Origin of the sequence: Herbaspirillum sp. UBA812 (assembly GCF_002296545.1) — a bacterium.
Taxonomy (GTDB): domain Bacteria; phylum Pseudomonadota; class Gammaproteobacteria; order Burkholderiales; family Burkholderiaceae_D; genus Herbaspirillum; species Herbaspirillum huttiense.
In genome coordinates, this window is record NZ_DBIC01000344.1 from 1 (window position 1) to 4,636 (window position 4,636).

4 protein-coding genes and 1 pseudogene are annotated in these 4,636 nt (G+C 62.7%); 4 read left to right on the forward strand and 1 reads right to left on the reverse strand.

Going from position 1 to position 4,636, the window contains the following annotated elements:
• Positions 1–327 (reverse strand): annotated as a pseudogene (locus tag B3873_RS23150) (hypothetical protein); the annotation flags it as partial.
• Positions 328–547: 220 nt separating this feature from the next.
• On the opposite strand from B3873_RS23150, the gene B3873_RS23155 reads away from it, so the two are divergent.
• The 4 genes from B3873_RS23155 to tssM form a co-directional block, all read left to right on the forward strand.
• Positions 548–1,387: a M15 family metallopeptidase gene (locus B3873_RS23155; protein ID WP_286869273.1), complete on the forward strand. Its 840-nt coding sequence runs from the start codon at positions 548–550 to the stop codon at positions 1,385–1,387.
• A gap of 68 nt (positions 1,388–1,455) precedes the next feature.
• Complete coding sequence (locus B3873_RS23160; protein ID WP_034334647.1) at positions 1,456–1,713, forward strand: PAAR domain-containing protein; 258 nt, start codon at positions 1,456–1,458, stop codon at positions 1,711–1,713.
• 67 nt (positions 1,714–1,780) lie between these two features.
• On the forward strand, positions 1,781–3,328 hold the full coding sequence (locus B3873_RS23165; RefSeq protein WP_286869274.1) for a hypothetical protein: 1,548 nt from the start codon (positions 1,781–1,783) through the stop codon (positions 3,326–3,328).
• Positions 3,329–3,357: 29 nt separating this feature from the next.
• The coding region (gene tssM / locus B3873_RS23170; RefSeq protein WP_286869275.1) for a type VI secretion system membrane subunit TssM at positions 3,358–4,636 on the forward strand (1,279 nt) is incomplete at its 3' end.

Sequence of the window (4,636 nt, forward strand, 5' to 3'; positions counted from 1 at the left end):
TGCCGCGGCCGGTGCGGCGGCGGCACCGGTGGCGGGCTCCGCAACGGCACCCGGTGCCGGGGTGGTGGTCGGCGTGGCAGAAGCCAGAGGTGGCACCGGCGGTGCCGCCGCAGCCTGCACGGGGGTGCTCGCGGCGTCATGGCTGTTCATGCGCAGGGCCGCCAGTGTGACGCCACCTGCCAGCAGCAACAGCAGCAGCACGATCAACAGCACACGGCGCGGCTTGCGCGCTTCCCCGCTGGTGCTGCTGCGGGCTTTGGTCTTTCCATCCGAAATCGAATTGAGGATGCGAACTTCATCCGCAGACGAAGTGTCGGATGCAGGCATCAAGCTCGGTCTTCTGGATGCAGGTTTCTCTTGGTTCGGAGGCTGCAAGGCCGTACTCCTGTGTTGTGCAACTTGAAACAAGTTGTTTGATTTTTATTAATTTTCCGTTTCCTGCCAGTCGCTCTCGGTCTCGCTGACGCGCCGGCTCAATTCCAGAAACGTGTCGGCGTCCGCACCGCAGTGCCACCCAGCGCCGGCCAGAATAAAAAGGGGATTCGTCGTGCTGTTCCTTCTCATCGCCGCCTATCTGCTGGTCACCGGCTTCGCCATGTGGCTGCTGCTGTTTCCATCCGGCAGAGTGCTGACATTACGCTTCCTGCACGCCCGCCTTGCCGGCCTGCGATCCCGCTGGGAACGCTGGAACAGAAGAGGCGATGAGGTGATTGCAGGGACCACATCCAGCGTCCGGAGTTCCCTGACAGCGAGTGTCGACTACGTGCGCAATAATTACGTAATTGTGTCAACGATTGCTGTCTTGCTGATTGGTCCAGCCATCGTTGCATTTCTATTAAGCGGCAAATCGATGCTGCAGGGTTTTGACGACACCCAGCGCGTAACCAATTCTCAAATCGCGGAACTTTTAAAAGGTGAGCAACTCGTACCACCGCCGCCCTTGCCGCCGGACATGTTTACCACTGCTGAGGTGATCCAGGTCCGTCCGATGCTGGTCAACGCCAGCCGCAACTGGCAACTGCTCATTCCTGAATACGCCCAACGCCTGCTCCTGGTCTTCAAGATCATGAAGGAAAAGCATGGTTACGAGATGGCGCTCATCGAGGGTTATCGCAGTCCGGAGCGCCAGACCATGCTGGCGGGGATGGGCAGCAACGTCACCAATGCAGCCGCGTTCCAGAGTTATCACCAGTACGGCCTGGCCGGCGACTGCGCCTTTGTGCGCAATGGCAAGCTGGTGATCAGCGAAAAGGATCCATGGGCCATGGAAGGCTATCGCCTCTATGGCGAGGTCGCCGAGTCGGTGGGTCTGACCTGGGGCGGCCGCTGGAAGCTGATGGATTTCGGCCACACCGAATACCGCATGCCGGGCGTGATGAAGAAATAGAGCTGGACGCGGCCCTGTGCGTCGCCGTCCGACGAAAGACAGATCGTAGAAATACAAGGGGATACACCATGAGCAAGCCGATCATCGTCCTTGGAGACAAGACCTCGCACGGTGGCAGCGTCATCGAAGGTTCCGGCCAGACCCTGGTCGGCAACAAGCTGGTGGCGCGCATCGGCGACAAGGTCAGTTGTCCCCGCCATGGCACCACCACCATCGTCAGCGGCGATCCCACCATGGTGGTGGATGGCGCACCGGTGGCGCGCGACGGCGACAAGACCGCGTGCGGCGCGGTGCTTATCGCCGGCCAGGCCACCACGACACTCTGAGCGACACCACCCATCACGACAGGGGCAGGGCTTACTACAACAAAAAGAATCCGGAAAGCGAACGCTGATGAGCACATGGATAAAGCGGGGTCTGTTGACCGTCGCAGTCTTCTTGGTCACCTGGGTGATGTTCATCACCTATTGGTCCGGTGCCAACCACATGCCGGATGGCGGTGACGTCATTCTCTATCTGCTGGTGCTGCCGGCCGTCTTCCTGTTGCTGGTATGGGGCATCGCCAAGGGCAGAAGCGCCATGGCCGCAGCCGCAGCCGCCAAGGCCGCCGCTGCAGCCGCCGCACCGCCCCCGGCAGCAGCCGGGACCGAACCCGGCCATTCCCCCGAACGCAAATGGACCCTGGCCATCGTGGCCACCGCCCTGCGCTCGCCCTTCGGCGCGGATGCCGCCGACCTGCTCGAACAGATCAAGTCGCAATCGGTGCGCCTGCCCCTGGATGGCGAATTGGTGAACGATCAGGGCATGCCCATACTCGCCGGGCGCATTTCCGATATTCAAGGTGAAGAAACACGCGAAATCTACCAGGCCTGGCAGCAGCAGCATTTCCCCGAGCAGGCGCTGACACCACAGGACAATGCACACTGGCGCAGCCTGGCGCTGGCCGCAGACATCGCCCGGGAGCTGGGCGATCGGCTGCAGTGGCATCCCCTGCTGGAAGAATATCAAGACGCGCCGCGCCATCGTCAGGAGGAAGTCGGCTTGCCGCATCTGCATCTGCTGGTGCTGCTGCCCCCCACCTGGAGCAGCGAGCAACGCATGCAGGCCGCCCGCTGGCTGGGTGAACAAGTCTGCCAGCAAGGCTGGCCACCGGAAAAGCTCAACGTCCTGCCGGCCGCCGCCGGTGAAAATGCGCATCCCCTGCTGCATCTGGACCGTCTTGTGGCGACCAGCCGCGATCCGCGTACGCAGCAGCCCTCCCCTTACCTTGCCTCGTCCTACCTCGCCATGGTCATTGCGGCCCAGTCCAATCTGGATCCGGAGATCGTGCAAGCGTGGCAGCAGGACAAGCAATTGCTGCAAGGCGCACAGAGCATCGGCAAATCCCCGGCAGAAGCTGCAGCCGGGCTGATCCTGGCCGATACCACCCAGGCACTGGCCATGGGTACTGCCGATCCGGTGCTGCTGCACCGGGCCAGCCTGGGCCGTCACGAACAGTCCGTCGACCAGGCACGCCGCGTAGCGGGTGACCTGCTGATCCAGCTGGCGCAGGGCGCGCTGCGCGATGCGGCGATCGTGCCCGATCAACTCGCGCTGCTGGTCAGCGATGGCGATTACCGAGCCAGCCGCACCGATGAAATCATGAAGCTGGGTTACGCCGTGCTGCCCGAACTCGACCTCGGCAGCCAGTGCGTGAAGCTGGGTGCCAGCTGCGGTTCGGCCGGCCTGGCCACGGCGCTGTCGGCACTGGTGCTGGCGCACGCCGCCACCGACGACAGCGATCAGCCCAGCCTGTGCGTCTGCAACGAGGACGCTCATCAGCGCGCCGTAGTCGCCCTCAGCCGTGCACCCGCGATTGCGGCGGCATCGGCCCCCGTTTCCGATTCAGCTGCATCCACCGCAACCCCGGCATCTCCCGTCACTGCTTCAGCGACCGTATAACAAGAACTCCACACCAAAGCGCTCACATCATGCAACGACTCTGGCACATCCTCAGCGACACGCGCGTCCTCATCCTCCTCGGCTTCGCCGCCCTGGCGGCCTTCCTCTTCATCGGTGCCGACCAGCTCGAAGTGGCCCTGATCTGGGCGGCAGCCCTGCTCGGCCTGCTGTTGCTGGTCTGGCTGGGGTTCTGGCTCTACAAGCGCTGGAAAGTCCGGCGCGCCGCCGGCAAGCTGGAAAACGTGCTGGAACAGCAAGCCTCGCAAGCCGCCCCCGCCAGCAGCGACGGCGCGCGGCGTGATGACGTGAATGCGCTGCGCCAGCGCATGCTGGACGCGATCAACACCATCAAGACGTCCAAGCTGGGACAGAAATCCGGTGCCGCCGCACTGTATGAATTGCCCTGGTACATGGTCATCGGCAACCCGGCGGCCGGCAAGAGTACCGCCATCGCCAACTCCGGCCTGCAGTTCCCCTTTGCGGACAAGGGCGGCAAGATCGTCCATGGGGTGGGGGGTACACGCAATTGTGACTGGTTCTTCACCACCGACGGCATCCTGCTCGATACTGCCGGGCGATACTCGGTGTACGAAGAAGACCGAAATGAATGGTTCAGCTTCCTCGGCCTGCTCAAGCGCTATCGCAAGCAGGCACCGATCAACGGCATCATCATCGCGGTGAGCATCGCCGAGCTGACCGGCAACCGTCCGGAATTCGCCATCAACCTGGCCAAGAACCTGCGCCAGCGCGTGCAGGAGCTGACCGAGAAGCTGGAAGTGTTTGCGCCAGTCTATGTGGTCTTCACCAAGGCCGACCTGATCACCGGCTTCAACGAATTCTTCCTCGACACCGAGCGCGGCGAACGCGATCGCGTCTGGGGCGCGACGCTCGCCTATGACCGCAAGCGCAGCGGACAGGAAGTCAGCAGCTTCTTTGACGAGCGCTTCGACGAGCTCTATGCCGGCCTCAAGGAAATGAGCCTGGCCAACATGTCCGTCAAGCGCGGCGAAAACCTGGCACCGGGCGTACTGACCTTCCCGCTGGAGTTCTCGTCCATCAAGGGTGTGCTGCGTTCCTTCGTGACCACGCTGTTCGAGGAGAATCCCTTCCAGTTCAAGCCGGTCTTCCGTGGCTTTTACTTCACCAGCGCGCTGCAGGAAGGCGCGACCGTCAGCGCCTCTTCGCAACGCATCGCCGATCGCTTCGGCCTGACGCTGGAACACAAGCCGCAGCGCGAGATCTTCTCCCAGCACGGTTTCTTCCTGCACAACCTGTTCAAGCAGGTGATCTTCGCGGACAAGCAGCTGG